Origin of the sequence: Streptomyces sp. NPDC049879, assembly GCF_044461265.1 — a bacterium.
Lineage (GTDB): Bacteria > Actinomycetota > Actinomycetes > Streptomycetales > Streptomycetaceae > Streptomyces.
Genome location: NZ_JBITKT010000005.1, coordinates 244,531 through 258,572 on the forward strand (window position 1 = coordinate 244,531; position 14,042 = coordinate 258,572).

A 14,042-nucleotide genomic window follows, 5' to 3' on the forward strand; every position below is an offset into this window, starting at 1 on the left:
ACTTACCAGTGGGCGCGCTTGGGAACGAAGTCGGAGCTGAAGGTCCGCATGTACGCGGTGTCGTCGCGGCGCCTGATGCCGCAGTCGAGGTACTGCTGGTGCATGCGCGCGAGGGCGTCGCGGTCGAGTTCGACGCCGAGGCCCGGGCCTTCGGGTACGGGCACCGCGCCGCCGGTGAAGCGCAGCGCGCCGGGGACGACCACGTCCTGCCCGTCCTGCCAGGGGGTGTGCGTGTCGCAGGCGTGGGTCAGGTCGGGTGTGGCGGCGGCGAGGTGGGTCATGGCGGCGAGGCTGATGCCGAGGTGCGAGTTGGAGTGCATGGAAAGCTCGATGCCGAACGTGCCGCACAGCGACGCGACATGGGAGGAGCGCAGCAGGCCGCCCCAGTAGTGGTGGTCGGTCAGCAGCACGCCGATGGCGCCGGCGGCGACGGCGGGCGGCAGGTGGTCGTGCGTGACGACGCACATGTTGGTCGCCAGCGGCATGGGCACCTGCCGGGCGACCTCGGCCATGCCGTCGATGCCGGGCGTCGGGTCCTCCAGGTATTCGAGGACCCCGGCGAGCGCCTTGCCGACGCGCACGGAGGTCTCCGGCGTCCAGGCGGCGTTCGGGTCGAGGCGCAGCGGCAGGCCGGGGAACGCGTCGCGCAGCGCGAGGACCGCCTCGATCTCCCGGTCCGGGGGCAGGACGCCGCCCTTCAGCTTGATCGAGCCGAAGCCGTGCTCCTCGATGAACAGGCGGGCCTGCGCGACGATGCCGTCCGGGTCGAGCGCCTCGCCGAAGCGGTCGGGCTCGGCGCCGGGGTGGGCGGCCCACTTGTAGAAGAGGTACGCGCTGTACGGGACGGCGTCGCGCACCGGGCCGCCGAGGAGGTCGGCGACGCGCAGCCCGGCCGCCTTGCCGCGGATGTCGAGGCAGGCGACCTCGAACGGGGAGAAGACGGCGTCCACCGTCTTCTGCTGGGACCCGGCGCCGGTGAGGCCGTGCTGGTCGGAGACGACGTTGCCGCCGACGCTGGTGGCGACGGCGGCGTACAGGGCGTGGTGCGCGTGGACCTCGATGCCGATGAGCAACTGGGCGGCGGAGTGCAGGCGTTCGAGGTGGGCGAGGTCGCCGTACGTCTCGCCGAGGCCGGTGACGCCCTCGTCCGTGACCACCTCGACGACCGACCGCAGGGCCCACGGCTCGTGCACGCCCGAGGCGTTCAGCAGGGGCGGATCGCGGAAGGCGACGGGGGTGACGGTGATCTCACGTATGCGCATGGGCGGGACATCCACCTCGCCTGAATGTTCATGGATCTGAACGAGGGACATTATCTTGAACGGACGGAACGCAACTGTAGGAGTGCGCCCCAGGAGCGTCAAGGGTCCCGACACGCAGGCGCGGGGATCGTGGAACGACCCCCGCGCCGACGTCCGTTCAGGCACGTGAATGCTGCGCGGCCCCGCAGCCGTGCGGCTCAGCGCACGCGCCCCGCTTCCGCCAGTCCCTCGGCGAGCACCTCCGCCAGGTGCCGCGCCCGCCCGCCGCCCAGCTGCCCGATCTGCGTCCGGCACGAGTAGCCGTCCGCCAGCAGCACCGCCCCCGGCGCCGCCGACCGCACCGACGGCAGCAGCACCTCCTCCGCGCACGCGACCGACACCTCGTAGTGCCCGCGTTCGAAGCCGAAGTTGCCCGCCAGGCCGCAGCACCCCGCCGCCAGGTCCCCGGCGAGGCCCGCGCGCTCCCGCAGCCGCCTGTCCGCCGCGTCGCCGAGCACCGCGTGCTGATGGCAGTGGGTCTGCCCCGCGACCGGCCGGTCCACGCGCGGCGGCTCCCAGCCGGGCGCGTACTCCTCCAGCGTCTCCGCGAACGTCCGCACCCCGTCCGCCAGCCGCCCGGCGCGCGGATCGTCCGGCAGCAGCTCCGGCAGGTCCGTGCGCAGCGCCGCCGCGCACGGCGGCTCCAGCACCGTGACGGGCAGCCCCGCGTCCACGGCGGGCGCGAGACGGTCCAGCGTGCGGCGCATCACCGCGCGGGCCCGGCCGAGCTGGCCCGTCGTGACATAGGTGAGGCCGCAGCACACCGCGCGCGGCGGCACGACGGGCCGCAGCCCCGCGTCCGCCAGCACCACCGCCGCCGCCTCGCCCGCCTCCGGCGACAGGTAGTTGGTGAACGTGTCGGGGAAGAGGACGACCGGCCGCCCGCCCTCCGCACGACGCGGGCGGCGCCGGGTGAACGGCCGCGCCGCCAGCGGCGGGACCGGCCGCTCCGGCGCCACCCCCGCCAGCCGCTTCGCCAGCGCCGCGAACGGGCCGACGCGCGCCCCCGCGTTCAGCACCGGCGCCGCCCGCAGCGCCGCGGCGGCCCGCAGCCACTCCGGCAGCCTGCCCAGCGCGTAGTGCGCGGCGGGCCGCAGCCGCCCCGCGTAGTGCTGGTGCAGGAACTCCGCCTTGTACGTCGCCATGTCCACCCCCACCGGGCAGTCACTGCGGCAGCCCTTGCACGACAGGCACAGGTCCAGCGCGTCCCGCACCTCCCCCGAACGCCACCCGTCCGTCACGACATCCCCGACCAGCATCTCGTGCAGCAGCCGCGCCCTGCCGCGCGTCGAGTGCATCTCCTCCCCCGTGGCCCGGTACGACGGACACATGACCTCAGCCCCGGCCGCCGTCTCCCGGCACTTCGCGACGCCCACGCACCGCCGCACCGCCGCCGAGAAGTCCCCGCCGTCCCGCGGATAGGCGAACGCGACGGGCACCGCCCCCTTCTCCGCCATCCCCGCGAACCGCAACTGCTCGTCCAGGCGCGCGGGCCGCGCCAGCACCCCCGGGTTCAGCCCCCCGTCCGGATCCCACAGGTCCTTGAACTCCCCGAACACACCCACCAGCTCGGACCCGTACATCCGCGGCAGCAACTCCGCACGCGCCAGGCCGTCCCCGTGCTCCCCCGACAGCGATCCCCCGTGCGCCACCACCAGGTCCGCCAACTCCCCGCTGAACTCCCTGAACCGCGCCACCCCCTCCCGCGTCAGCAGATCGAAGTCGATGCGGATGTGAATACAGCCGTCCCCGAAGTGCCCGTACGGCGCCCCCCGCAGACCGTGGTCCCGCAACAGCCCGCGGAACTCCCGCAGATACCCGCCCAGCCGCTCCGGCGGCACCGCGCAGTCCTCCCACCCCGGCCACGCCTCCCCGCCGTCCGGCATCCGCGTCGCCGTCCCCGACGCGTCCTCCCGCACCCGCCACAGCACCCGCTGCTCCCGCGCGTCCGTCACGACACGCGCCCCCGTCGACGCATCACCCGCCGCCCGCACCAGCGCACGCGCCGCCGACTCCGCCTCCCCCGCGTCCGCGCCGCCCGCCTCCACGAACAGCCAGGCCCCACCCGGCGGCAGCGCCGCACGCGCCACGGCCGACGGCACCAGATCCGCCGCCATCCCCTCCACCGTCAGCGGCCCGTACCCCAGCAGCCCCGGCGCGGCCTCCGCCGCCGCCGACTCGTCCGCGTACCCCAGCACGGCGAGGGCCCGCGCCCCCGGCGCCTCCACCAGCCGCACCGTCGCCGCCGTCAGCACGCCCAGCGTCCCCTCGCTGCCCGTGAACGCCCGCGCCCAGTCACGGCCCTTCTCCGGCAGCAGCTCGTCCAGCGCGTAACCCGAGATACGGCGCGGCAGTTCGGGATAGCCCGTACGCAGCAGCGCGAGCCGCCCCGACACCAGCGCGTCCACCCCCCGCCGCAACCCCTCCGGCACCCCCACGCCGCCCCGCTCCAGACGCGCCGACGCGCCGCGGTACGTGAGGACCTCCAGGGCCCGCACGTTGTCCGCCGTCGTCCCCCACGCCACGGAGTGCGAGCCGCACGCGTTGTTCCCGATCATGCCGCCCACCGTGCAGCGGCTGTGCGTCGACGGGTCGGGGCCGAACGTCAGCCCGTACGGCGCCGCCGCCGCCCGCAGCGCGTCGCACACCACCCCCGGCTGCACCACCGCCGTCCGCGCCCCGGGATCGACCTCCAGCACACCGTTCATGAACCGCGTGAAGTCCAGGACCACCCCGGTGCCCGTCGCCTGCCCCGCGATGCTCGTCCCGCCGCCCCGCGCGACGACCGGCGCGCCGTGCTCCGCGCACACCGCCAGCGCCGCCGCGACGTCCCCCGCGTCACGCGGCGCCACCACCCCCACCGGCACGCGCCGGTAGTTCGAGGCGTCCATCGTCGTCAGGGCACGCGCCGCCGTACCGAAATCGACCGTGCCGCGCACGGCGGCACGCAGCGCCGCCGCCAGATCCGTGGTGTCGTTGCTCGGCTCCATGTCACCAGCGTGCACCCTGCGCCCGCACGCCCCCGCACCCTCTCGCCGCCGTATCCGATCGCGAACGACCCCCGCCGGAAAGAAACGCTCGATCCACGAAAGAAGAGTTGCCCTGTTGTGACCCCAAGCCGCCTATAGTGTGGGCCAATTGCACAAGCACCACCCGTCTCCCGGCCCCAGGGATTCGTTCATGACAGCGCACATCCCCCCGGCGCGCCGCTGGACGGCGCGTCCCCCGCTACGGCCCGTACTCCTCGCCTCCGCGCTCACCACCGCTGTCGTCACGGCCGCCTGGCTGGCCGCCGTGCTCACCGCCCCCGCCTCCCACGTACGGCCGCTCGCCGCCGGGGCGGGCGTCGCCGGGGCCGCGCTGATCACCGCCGTCACGGTCGCCGTCCGCGCGACCGGCGCCCACCGCGCGCTGCGCCGCGCCGTCACCGAGACCGGCAGGGACGTCGAGACGTTCGTCGGCGAGACCGTCCCCGACATGGTCGCCAGGCTCCGCGGCGGCGCCTCCCCCGAGACCGTCCTCGCCGCCTGCCGCGAACCCGCCGACGAGGGCTCCCGGCAGGTCATGCGCGTCCTCGCCACCGAGATCGGCCGCAGCGAGGCGAGCCGCGCCGCCGCCATGGCCGCCTGCGCCAACGCCGCCGGACGCATGCAGGCCCTCGCCACCAGCACCCTCGCCAGCCTCCGCGAGATGGAGCACCGCCACACCGACGACGCCGTCCTGGAGGACCTGCTCCTCCTCGACCACCGCACCGCCCAGGCCGGACGGCTCGCCGACAGCATCGCCGTCCTCACCGGCGCGCGCTCCGGCCGCCGCTGGCCCAGGCCCATCGGCATGGAGAGCGTCCTGCGCGGCGCCATGGGCCGCATCGGCGGCTACCAGCGCGTCCGCCTCCACTCCGCGCTCGACGTCGCCGTCGCCGGGCACGCCGCCGAGTCCGTCATGCACGCCCTCGCCGAACTGCTCGACAACGCCGCCAACTTCTCCCCGCCCACCGCCGAGGTCCACGTCTACACCGAGCAGGTACCGGCCGGGGTCGTCATCACCGTCGAGGACAGCGGCCTGGTGATGAGCGAGACCGCCCTGCGCCGCGCCGAACGCGCCGTCACCAGCGACGCCATCGACCTCACCACCCTCTCCGGAACGCGCCTCGGCCTCGCCGTCGTCGGCGTGCTGGCGCGCAAGCACGGCCTGTCCGTGTCGTTCCGCCCCTCCGCGCGCGGCGGCACCGGCGCGCTGCTCCTCGTCCCCCAGGAACTGATCAGCGCCCACCGGGCCGACGAACCGCAGGGCGCCGCCGCCCTGGAGACCGGCCGCACGGTACGCACCCGCCGCCTCGCCGCCGCCCCCAAGCCCGCCGAACTCCCCCCGGCCCCCAGCGCACCCGCCCCCGCCGCGCCGCAGCCCGCGCCCGTCGTCATCGAACCGACCGCCCCGGCACCCACAGGACCCACCGGCCTGCCGCAGCGCCGCCGCGGCCAGACCCTCACCGGCGACCGCACCCCCGGCGCCACCCCCGCCGCGAACCGCGCCGCCCCCGCCCGGCAGCACTCCCCCGCCGAATCGGCCGCCCGCTTCGGCGCGTTCCGCCGCGCCGTCCGCAGCGGCACCCAGGACACCGGCACGCACGACACCAGCACAGCGAGCCCCGACACCGGAACCCACACCACCCCCGACACCGACAGGCCCAGCGCGCACCCGGAGGACGACACCCCATGACAACCCCCGACCCGGGTGCCCCCCAGCCGCGGACAGGCGGCGGCACCGACACCGCCGACGACCGCCTCGCCTGGCTGCTGACCGGCCTCGTCGGCCGCACCCCCGGCGCCCGCCACGCCCTGGTCCTCTCCCGCGACGGCCTCAAGCTCAGCCGCACCCCCGACCTGTCCGAGGACTCCGCCGACCAGCTCGCCGCCATCGCCGCCGGCATCCAGTCGCTGGCGCACGGCGCGTCCATCGAGTTCGGCGACGGCACCGGCGGCGTACGGCAGTCGATGACCGAGTTCTACGGCGGCCTGCTGTTCATCGTCGAGGCCGGCTCGGGGGCGCACCTCGCGCTCATCGCCGACGACGACGCCGACGCCGGGCTGATCGGCCACAACATGACCGAACTGATCGAACAGCTCGGCGAGCACCTCAGCGCGGCGCCCCGGCGCGGCACGGCAGCGGGCGGCGACGGAGCATGACCCCGGCGGGGCGGGACGACGACGACCCCGCGCGGCTCTACACCCTGATCGGCGCGCGCGGCCGGGCCGCCCGCACCGCCGCCGCGTCGTTCGACCTCGTCACGCTCGTCGTGAGCGAGACCGAGCCCGCGCCCGGCATGCAGTCCGAGCACGCCCGTATCCTGCGCCGCTGCCGCCGCCGCCCGGCCGCCGTCGTCGAGATCGCCGCCGAGCTCGGCCTGCCCGTCACCCTCGTCCGGATGATGCTCGGCGAACTGCTCGTCTCGGGCGGCATCTCCGTACGCCGCCCCCGCGCCGCCGCCGCACGGCCCGACGCCCAGACCCTCGAACAGGTGCTCGTTGGACTCCGCAACCTCTGACTCCCCCGCCCCCCTCCCCGGCCCCCCGCCCCTGGGCGCGGCGGTGGACACCGGTCTGAAGATCCTCATAGCCGGGGGCCTCGGCGCGGGCAAGACCACGCTCGTCCGCTCCGTCAGCGACATCAGGCCGCTGGACACGGAGGAGATCATGACCCGCGCCGGGCAGGACGTGGACGACCTGACGGGCGTGGCCGCCAAGGCGGGGACCACCGTCGCGTTCGACTTCGGCCGCATCGCGCTGGACGAGCGGACCGTCCTCTACCTCTTCGGCGCGCCGGGGCAGGAACGTTTCCGGTTCCTGTGGGACCGGCTCTTCACCGGCGCGCTCGGCGCGGTCGTCCTCGTCGACACCCGGCGCCTCGCCGAGTCCTGGTACGCCATCGACCGGCTCGAACAGCAGGGCACGCCCTTCGTCGTCGCGCACAACGACTTCGGCGGCCCCCGGCACAGCCACGCGTCGATCCGCGAGGCCCTCGACCTGCGCGACGGCGTCCCCCTCGTGGACTGCGACGCGCGCGACCGCGCCTCGTGCAAGAACGTCCTCATCACCCTCGTGCACCACCTGGCAGGCCGGGAGGCCGCCGTATGACGACCCACCCCGGCGCCGTCCCCCTCGACGGCACGCGCCCGGCGGGCGACCCCGCCGCGTTCCACCGCGACCTGCGGCGCCGCCACGGCGCGGTCGTCCCCGTGACGCTGCAGGGCGGCGCGCCCGCCTGGCTGGTCATCGGCTACCGCGAGGTCCACCACGTCACCAGCCACCCCGAGGTGTTCGCCCACGCCGCCCCGGCCGCGCCGGAGGGCGACGCCCACGAACGGCGCGCGGGCGCGCTGGCCGCCGCGCTCGAAGCCGTCGGGCCGCTGTGGCTGCGGCGCACGGCCGAACGGATCGCGGACGGCCTGGTGGACCGTTTCTGCGCCACGGGGGAGGCCGAGCTGACGGAGCAGTACGCCGCCCCCCTCGCCGCCCGCGTCCTCACCGTGGTCTGCGGCTTCCCCGACGCCGAGGCCGCCGTCCCCACCGCCGCCCTCGCCGGGGACGGCACCGGCCTCGCCGCCGCCGTCGCCGACCTCGTCGCACGCCGCCGCACCACCGCCCCGCCCCCCGGCACCGGCAACGGCGCCGGGGCCGACGTCGTGTCCCGGCTCCTCGCCGACCCGCGCGCCCTCACCGACGAGGAGGTGACGCGCGACGTGACCGCCCTGTTCACCATGGGCCACCGCCCCACCGCCGACTGGATCGGCAACACCCTGCGCCTGATGCTGACCGACGACCGCTTCACCGCCCCGTTCTCCGGCGGCCGGCACCACGTCGGCGACGCCCTCCAGGAAGTCCTGTGGGACGACACCCCCGTCCCCCACGTCCTGGGCCGCCGCGCCACCCGCGCCACCCAGCTCGGCGGACGCGACATCGCCGCCGGTGACCTGCTGATCCTGGGCCTCCAGGGCGCCAACAGCGACCCCGCCATCCGCCAGCCCACCGGCCCCGACGCCGAGGCCGCCTTCTGGGTCACGGGACTCACCGGCATCAGCACCGCCGGAAACCGGGCCTACCTCTCCTTCGGGCACGGCGCGCACCGCTGCCCGTTCCCCGCCCAGGAGATCGCCGAGACGACCGCCCGCACCGCCGTCGACATCCTCCTCGACCGGCTGCCCGACATCGCCCCCACCGTCCGCGAAACCGCCCTCACCCGCCGCCCCAGCCCCTGGCAGCGCGGCCTCACGGCACTGCCGGTGCGCTTCCGCCCCACCGCCCCGCGGGCGGACGGCGCCCGCTGAACGGGCGCGCCGGAGCGCGCCCCTGTTCACCCCCTGGTCGCGATGTGCGGGAGGGGCGCCGGAGGGACTACGCTCCGGCTCGTGGCCGATATCGAGATCCCCGCTGACATCAAGCCCGCCGACGGCCGGTTCGGCGCTGGCCCCTCCAAGGTGCGCACCGAGGCGCTCGCCGCCCTGGCCGCCACCGGCAGTTCCCTGCTCGGCACCTCCCACCGGCAGGCTCCCGTGAAGAACCTCGTCGGCCGGGTGCGGGAGGGCGTGCGCGCCCTGTTCTCGCTGCCCGAGGACTACGAGGTGGTGCTCGGCAACGGCGGCACCACCGCGTTCTGGGACGTGGCGACGCACGGTCTGGTCGAGGCCAAGTCGCAGCACCTGTCGTTCGGCGAGTTCTCGTCGAAGTTCGCCAAGGCCGCCGCCAAGGCGCCCTGGCTGGACGACCCGACGATCATCACCGCCGACCCCGGCACCCACCCGCAGCCGCGCGCCGAGCGCGGCGCCGACACGTACGCCTTCACGCACAACGAGACGTCCACCGGTGTCGCCGCGCCCCTCGCGCGCGTGCCCGGAGCCGACGACGGCTCGCTCGTGCTGGTGGACGCCACCTCGGGCGCGGGCGGCCTGCCGGTGGACATCACGGAGACCGACGTCTACTACTTCGCGCCGCAGAAGGTCTTCGCGGCGGACGGCGGCCTGTGGATCGGCGTGTTCTCCCCGGCGGCGCTGGCCCGCGCGGAGCGGATCGCCGCGTCCGGGCGGCACATCCCCGAGTTCTTCTCGCTGCCGACCGCGATCGACAACTCGAAGAAGAACCAGACGTACAACACCCCGGCCGTCTCCACCCTGTTCCTCATGGCCGACCAGCTGGACTGGATCAACGGGCAGGGCGGCCTGGACTGGGCGGTCGAGCGCACCGCCGACTCGTCCGGGCGGCTGTACGCGTGGGCCGACAAGTCGGAGTACGCGACGCCGTTCGTGACGGACCCGGCGCAGCGTTCGCAGGTCATCGGGACGATCGACTTCGCGGACGGCGTGGACGCGGCGGCCGTCGCCAAGGTGCTGCGGGCCAATGGCATCGTGGACACCGAGCCCTACCGCAAGCTGGGCCGCAACCAGCTGCGGGTCGCGATGTTCCCGGCGATCTCCCCGGACGACGTCGAGGCCCTGACGCGCTGCGTGGACTACGTGATCGAACGCCTCTGACCCACACGCGACACCCCCACCGGTGCCCGGCTCCCCCACGGGGGGACGCCGGGCACCGGCACATGCGCCCCCCAGCCCCACGCCCAGCCACCGACAGCGAAACACCAGCCCTGATGACAACAACCATCCAAGGCAAAGAAACAGCAAAGCCCCTCTAACACCCCAGCTCACAAAGCCTCTTCCCCGCGCGAGCGGGGGTGTTCCGCGCGCGTACGCGGCGCTGTGCTGCTCCTCGTACTCTTCCCCGCGCGAGCGGGGGTGTTCCGGTGTTCGGCGGCCAGGTGGTGTGGGTGGCGGACTCTTCCCCGCGCGAGCGGGGGTGTTCCGTTCCCGAGCGTGAGGTGAACCTGACGCTGACCCTCTTCCCCGCGCGAGCGGGGGTGTTCCGACCTCTGCCGCACGTACCGCGTCGCGCTGGACCTCTTCCCCGCGCGAGCGGGGGTGTTCCGCCCTGGCGTTTCGAACTGCTGGACGAGCTGGGCTCTTCCCCGCGCGAGCGGGGGTGTTTTGTGCCGTGGTTGTTCGGTGGGGGAGCTGGTGCCGATGCGTTCCGTCCCGTGTGTCTGCGGTGTGGTGGGTGGTGTTATCTTCGCCGCGTAAGGTGCGGCGCCCGAGCGTGGGCGTGCCGGGGCTTCCGGCCGGCACGACGGCCTCTGTTGAGGCTGTCAGAGTTCTCTCCGCCAAGGAGCGCTCCAGCATGCCGCGAAACCCTTCCCCCCGACCGTCCCGTGCCGACGCGGGCGGCGGGATCGCGCCGACGATCCTCCTCACCGGTGGACGCGGCGCCATCGCCACCCACCTGCTGTCCCTGCTGCGCGCGAGCGGCCACCCCGTACGTGTCGCGTCGCGCGCGCCCGCCCGGCTCCGCGTCCCCGAGGACGTCGCCCGCGTCGCCTGCGACCTCGGGGACCCGGCGACCTTCCCCGCCGCCCTGTCCGGTGTCACCTCGGTCTTCCTGTATGCCGACGCGTCGCACGCCACCGAGTTCGCCGACGCGGCCGTCGCCGCCGGAGTGCGGCACGTCGTGCTGCTGTCCTCGGCCGGGGTGCTCGCGCCCGACGCGGCCGACGACCCCCTCGCGGCAGGCCATCTCGGCGCCGAGGAGGCCCTGCTCGCGGCGCCGTTCACCACCACGCTGCTGCGCCCCGGCTCGTTCGCGGGCAACGCCGCCGCCTGGCGCCGGCCCATCGCGGCGGGGCTGCCGATCGGCCTGCCCTACCCCGGCGCGCACACCGATCCGCTGCACGAACGGGACATCGCGGAAGCGGCCCACCGTGTGCTGACCGACCCCGGCGCGCAGGGTGGGCACTTTCATCTCACGGGCCCCGAGTCCCTCACCTTCACCGACCAGGCCGAGCGGATCGCCACCGTCACGGGCCGCCCCGTCGCCGTGCGCGCCGTCGCACCGGAGGCGTGGAAGGAGGAGATGGCGGCCTGGCTGCCCGGCCCGTACGCGGACGCGCTGCTGCGTTACTGGCGTGCGCAGGACGGCGTCCCCGTCCGGCTCACCGACGCGGTCGAACGGCTGACGGGGCGGCCGGCGCGGTCGTTCACCGACTGGGTCCGCGACCACGCGGGCGGCTTCACCGGCTGACACCGCTCTCCGGCGCCTTCGGCGCGCCGGGGGTCCGCGCCGCGTCCGGTGCCGGCTGTGCCGGTGCCGGGCGCAGCGCGGGGGTCAGGAACGAGGAGGCCGCCAGCAGGACGAGGACCACCACCATCGCCTCCCGCAGGCCCAGGTGGTCCGCCAGGAAGCCGAGGAACGGGGGGCCCACCAGGAACGCGCAGTAGCCCGCCGTCGCCACCGCGCTCACCCGTGCCGCCGCGTCCGCGGGGTGCTCGCCCGCCGCCGAGATCACGACCGGGAAGCCGAGGGCCGCGCCCAGGCCCCACAGCACCACGGCCGCCCCGGCGGCCACCGCGCTCGGCGAGAACACGACGACCGCCACCCCCGCCGCCGCGACCAGCGCGCTCGCCCGGACCACGTGGACGCGCCCGAAGCGTTCCAGCAGCGGTCCGCCCGCGAAGCGTCCGGCCGTCATGGCGGCGGCGAACGCGAGGTACGTCAGCGATCCGGCCGTCGCGCTCGTGTCGTGCCCGTCGACCATCAGCAGCGGCAGCCAGTCGCCCGCCGCGCCCTCGGCGAAGGCCATGGCGAGGACGATCAGCCCGATGAGGACGAGCCGCCCGTCGCGCCACACGCGCAGCCGGTCGCGTACGCCCCCCGCGCGTGCGCCGGGCGTGTGCGCGGGCGCGGGTGCGGGCGCCGCGTCGCGGCCTGTGCCGGGCGGGATGGTCCGCACGGCCCACACGCACGCGGCGGCGGTGACCAGGGAGACGGCGAGCAGGTGCGGGCCGACCGGCACCGGCACGGCCGTCATCACCATGCCGACGAGCGCGCCCACGACCGTGCCCAGGCTGAAGCAGCCGTGCAGCACGGGCAGGACGGGGCGGCCGACGGCGCGTTCGACGGCGGCGCCCTCGATGTTGACGGCGATCTCGGACAGCCCGATCCCGGCGCCGAACAGCGCGAGGCCGCCGAAGACCCCAGGCGTCAGCGACGCCGTGGCCGCCCCCGCCACGGCGGCGACGCCCGCCGCCATCAGCGCGGAGCCGATGCCGATGACGGGCCGGCCGCCCCAGCGCCGCACGAGGCCGCCGGACGTGACCACGCCGGCCATCGACCCGGTGGACAGGCCGAAGAGGACGAGGCCCATCGTGCCGGTGGAGACGTCGAGGCCGTCCCGGACGGCGGGGGTGCGCGCGACCCAGGAGGCGAGGCTGATGCCCGTGACCAGCATGTAGAGGAAGAGCGCCGCGCGGTGGCGGCGGGTGCGGACGTCCATGGGCGGGGGCCTTCGCTGTGCGGCACGGGAGACGAGCGTACGTTCGTACGTCAGAAGTGTACGATCGTACGCGTGACGACCGACCACTTCGCAGGAGACCCCCGCACCCAGCACGAGCGCATGCTCGCCGGAGACCTCTACATCGCCGACGACCCGGAGATCGCACGGGCGCAGCAGCGCGCCGTACGCCTCGCCGCCGCGTACCAGGCCGCCTACGCGACCGACGCCGAGGCCGCCCGCCCCCTCCTCGCCGAACTGCTCGGGCACCTCGCGCCCGGCGCCCACATCAGGCCCCCGCTGTACGTGGACTACGGCACGTACCTCAGCGTGGGCGAGGACACGTTCGTCAACTACAACCTCACCGCCCTCGACGTCGCGTCCATCACCATCGGCCGCGACTGCCAGATAGGCCCCAACGTCCAGCTGCTCACGCCCACCCATCCGGTGGAACCGCAGCCGCGCCGCGACAAGCTGGAGGCGGCGCTGCCCATCACCATCGGCGACAATGTGTGGCTCGGCGGCGGCGTCATCGTGCTCCCCGGCGTCACGATCGGGGACGACAGCGTCATCGGCGCCGGGTCGGTCGTCACGAAGGACATCCCGGCCGGGGTCGTCGCGGTCGGCAATCCGGCGCGCGTCGTCCGCACGCTCTGACCAGCTCAGCAGGAGGCACCAGGTGGCGACCGGTCACGTCGATCCCGAACGGCGGGAGCGCATCATCGGCGCCGCCCTCGACCTGATCGCCGAGGCGGGCGTCGCCGGGGTGTCGCACCGGAAGATCGCGGCCCGCGCCGGCGTCCCCCTCGGCTCGATGACGTACCACTTCCGCAGCATGGACGAGCTGCTGCGGGAGGCGTTCACCCGCTTCGCCGGGACGATCGTCGCCGTCTTCGAGGAGCGCCTCGGCGCCGCCGCCAGCCGCGACGAGGCGCGCGAGGCCGTCACCGCCCTGATCCACCACCTCTCCGGCGGCGACCAGCGCGAACTGGTCCTCACCCACGAGCTGTACACCCTGGCGGCCCGTCAGCCCGCCTACCGCGAGCTGACGCACGCCTGGATGAACCGCAGCCGCCGCATCCTGGAACGGCACTTCGACCCGGCGACGGCCCGTCAGCTGGACGCGCTGATCGAGGGCATGTCGATCCACCGCGCCCTGGACACCGAGCCGCACGACCGCGCGCTGACCGCCGACGCCGTCGCCCGCATCGTGGACGGCGCCCCCGGCCGCGAGCCCACGGCGTCGCCCGTCGCCGCGCGGAGCCGCTGACCTGCGGCGCGGCGCCCGGCGCGACGCAGATCACACCGCAGATCACAAATCGGTTTCGGTCATATCGCACACCGGCCTTCACAAGACCGGCCCCGGGTGACTAG

General features: G+C 75.1%; 12 protein-coding genes and 1 CRISPR repeat array. Of the genes, 9 read left to right on the plus strand and 3 right to left on the minus strand.

What is annotated here, in order from left to right; genetic code table 11:
- Nucleotides 1-2 precede the first annotated feature (2 nt).
- Nucleotides 3-1,262, minus strand: a complete 1,260-nt coding sequence (locus ACIBPC_RS19055) for a glucarate dehydratase family protein (protein ID WP_398846088.1) — start codon at nt 1,260-1,262, stop codon at nt 3-5.
- A 197-nt stretch (nt 1,263-1,459) separates the two neighbouring features.
- Nucleotides 1,460-4,291, minus strand: a complete 2,832-nt coding sequence (locus tag ACIBPC_RS19060) for an FAD-binding and (Fe-S)-binding domain-containing protein (protein WP_398846090.1) — start codon at nt 4,289-4,291, stop codon at nt 1,460-1,462.
- A 190-nt stretch (nt 4,292-4,481) separates the two neighbouring features.
- On the opposite strand from ACIBPC_RS19060, the gene ACIBPC_RS19065 reads away from it, so the two are divergent.
- From ACIBPC_RS19065 to ACIBPC_RS19095, 7 genes are all read left to right on the plus strand, one after another.
- Nucleotides 4,482-6,020, plus strand: coding sequence for a sensor histidine kinase (locus ACIBPC_RS19065; RefSeq protein ID WP_398846092.1), 1,539 nt, complete (start codon nt 4,482-4,484; stop codon nt 6,018-6,020).
- Entirely contained in the window at nt 6,017-6,487 is a 471-nt protein-coding gene (locus ACIBPC_RS19070; RefSeq protein WP_362963811.1) for a roadblock/LC7 domain-containing protein, read from the plus strand. Before ACIBPC_RS19065 ends, ACIBPC_RS19070 begins: the two co-directional genes overlap by 4 nt.
- Nucleotides 6,484-6,846, plus strand: a complete 363-nt coding sequence (locus ACIBPC_RS19075) for a DUF742 domain-containing protein (RefSeq protein WP_362963809.1) — start codon at nt 6,484-6,486, stop codon at nt 6,844-6,846. Before ACIBPC_RS19070 ends, ACIBPC_RS19075 begins: the two co-directional genes overlap by 4 nt.
- Nucleotides 6,827-7,435, plus strand: a complete 609-nt coding sequence (locus ACIBPC_RS19080) for a GTP-binding protein (protein WP_398846095.1) — start codon at nt 6,827-6,829, stop codon at nt 7,433-7,435. The genes ACIBPC_RS19075 and ACIBPC_RS19080 overlap by 20 nt, the downstream gene beginning before the upstream one ends.
- Nucleotides 7,432-8,625: a cytochrome P450 gene (locus tag ACIBPC_RS19085; protein ID WP_398846097.1), complete on the plus strand. Its 1,194-nt coding sequence runs from the start codon at nt 7,432-7,434 to the stop codon at nt 8,623-8,625. Before ACIBPC_RS19080 ends, ACIBPC_RS19085 begins: the two co-directional genes overlap by 4 nt.
- 81 nt (nt 8,626-8,706) lie before the next feature.
- Nucleotides 8,707-9,825, plus strand: a complete 1,119-nt coding sequence (serC, locus tag ACIBPC_RS19090; RefSeq protein ID WP_398846100.1) for a phosphoserine transaminase — start codon at nt 8,707-8,709, stop codon at nt 9,823-9,825.
- 176 nt (nt 9,826-10,001) lie between these two features.
- Nucleotides 10,002-10,335: direct repeats of the CRISPR family, unit length 29 nt; unit sequence CTCTTCCCCGCGCGAGCGGGGGTGTTCCG.
- Nucleotides 10,336-10,522: 187 nt separating this feature from the next.
- Complete coding sequence (locus ACIBPC_RS19095; RefSeq protein WP_398846102.1) at nt 10,523-11,419, plus strand: SDR family oxidoreductase; 897 nt, start codon at nt 10,523-10,525, stop codon at nt 11,417-11,419.
- Here the strand turns inward: ACIBPC_RS19095 and ACIBPC_RS19100 are convergent.
- Nucleotides 11,409-12,671: an MFS transporter gene (locus tag ACIBPC_RS19100; RefSeq protein ID WP_398846105.1), complete on the minus strand. Its 1,263-nt coding sequence runs from the start codon at nt 12,669-12,671 to the stop codon at nt 11,409-11,411. The genes ACIBPC_RS19095 and ACIBPC_RS19100 overlap by 11 nt on opposite strands.
- Before the next feature lie 72 nt (nt 12,672-12,743).
- Here ACIBPC_RS19100 and ACIBPC_RS19105 point away from each other — a divergent pair, with 72 nt between their 5' ends.
- Together ACIBPC_RS19105 and ACIBPC_RS19110 are read left to right on the plus strand one after the other, a co-directional pair.
- A complete protein-coding gene (locus ACIBPC_RS19105; protein ID WP_398846108.1) occupies nt 12,744-13,325 on the plus strand; it encodes a sugar O-acetyltransferase in 582 nt (193 codons plus the stop codon).
- Between the two features lie 22 nt (nt 13,326-13,347).
- A complete protein-coding gene (locus ACIBPC_RS19110) occupies nt 13,348-13,938 on the plus strand; it encodes a TetR family transcriptional regulator (protein WP_362963797.1) in 591 nt (196 codons plus the stop codon).
- The last annotated feature ends 104 nt before the right edge of the window (nt 13,939-14,042 follow it).